The 1,303-nt window shown below is 62.9% G+C and carries 2 protein-coding genes; both read right to left on the bottom strand.

Annotated features, from left to right (window positions below; all coding sequences use genetic code 11):
• Positions 1-375: relaxase domain-containing protein (locus tag ACGF5C_RS34660; RefSeq protein ID WP_393308625.1), on the bottom strand; the 375-nt coding region annotated here is incomplete at its 3' end.
• A 358-nt stretch (positions 376-733) separates the two neighbouring features.
• A partial coding sequence (locus tag ACGF5C_RS34655) for a transposase (protein ID WP_393308623.1) occupies positions 734-1,303 on the bottom strand: 570 nt, incomplete at its 5' end.

Genomic DNA, 1,303 nt, shown 5'->3' with positions numbered 1-1,303 from the left:
GAAGGTGTTGTCGCCGAGGCGGGCGGGGAAGGCCGTCCCGAGTCGGCTGGCTTGTTTTGACGCGTGCACAGCGTCTTTGGGTTTGGCGCTTTTCGCGATCGCTTCGGTGACGATCTCGTATTCGATGGCGGTGGCGTTGGGATGTCGGCCGAGGCCGAACAGGCACCGCATCTGGTCCTCGGTGACGTGGTCGCCGACTGAAATACCCAGGGAGGCAAGGCCGGTGCCGTGCCAGGTTCCGGGTGCTTCGCCGCGGGTGGAGTAGTAGTCGGCCAGGCTGGATGTGCCGAGGTCGGTGGCATCGGCGGCGGCTACCTGGCGTTGGTAGTACAGGTAGCTGGTGCCGGCGAGAATTTTGTGCAGCGTCGCTGTCACGTATCCATCAGACACCCAACGACATTCGGATCACGAGGGCTGGAAGGGACTGAGTTTGTATCAATTCTTGCCGTTTCCCCAGGTCGTAAGGAAACTCTCAGCCAGAGTGCAGGAGGTCTGCGTGTGGTGTGTGGATATGGGGTTGAGGGGTTATGGGGGAGAGGGGAGTTGGGGTTATGTGTATGAGTGGGATGTGGGTGTGAATGTGTGGGGGTGTGATGATGTGGTGAGTGGGTGGTGTTGAGGGTGATGGTGGGGTTGCGGGGTGATTGCCGCGGGTCTCTCGCTGCCGCAAGCGGCCCGGGGTCAAGTCCAATTGCGTGGTGTATCGGGGTGATTGCCGCGTGATCCTGTTCGGTCAGGCGGTCAGTGCTGGAGTGGTGGTGTCCTCCTGTTCGTCGGTGGGGTCGGTGAGGCCGCGGGATCGGGCCAGGACGTCGAGGCCGAGGTAGCGGCGGCCTTCGATCCATTCATCGTGCTGCTCGGCGAGCACGGCGCCGACGAGGCGGATGATGGCTTGGCGGTCCGGGAATATCCCGACGACGTCGGTGCGCCTGCGGATTTCCTTGTTCAACCGCTCTTGAGGATTGTTCGACCAGATTTGGCGCCAGATCTGTTTCGGAAACGCGGTGAACGACAGCAGATCCGCGCGTGCAGCGTCGAGGTGAGCGGCGACCTTCGGCAGCTTCTCGCCGAGCGCGTCGAGCATCCGATCATATTGCGCGGTAACCGATTCGGCGTCGGCCTGGTCGAACACCGAGTGCAACAACGTGCGCACCCACGGCCACGACGATTTCGGAGTGATCGACATCAAATTCACCGTGTAATGCGTCCTGCATCGTTGCCAGGCCGCGCCCGGCAGCGTGGCGCCGATCGCGGCGACCAGCCCGGCGTGCGCGTCGGAGGTCACCAGGCTGACTCCGGACAG

The sequence above is a fragment of the Micromonospora sp. NPDC047620 genome (genome assembly GCF_043205005.1).
Classification (GTDB): domain Bacteria; phylum Actinomycetota; class Actinomycetes; order Mycobacteriales; family Micromonosporaceae; genus Micromonospora.
This window is presented reverse-complemented; position numbering and strand designations above follow the sequence as displayed.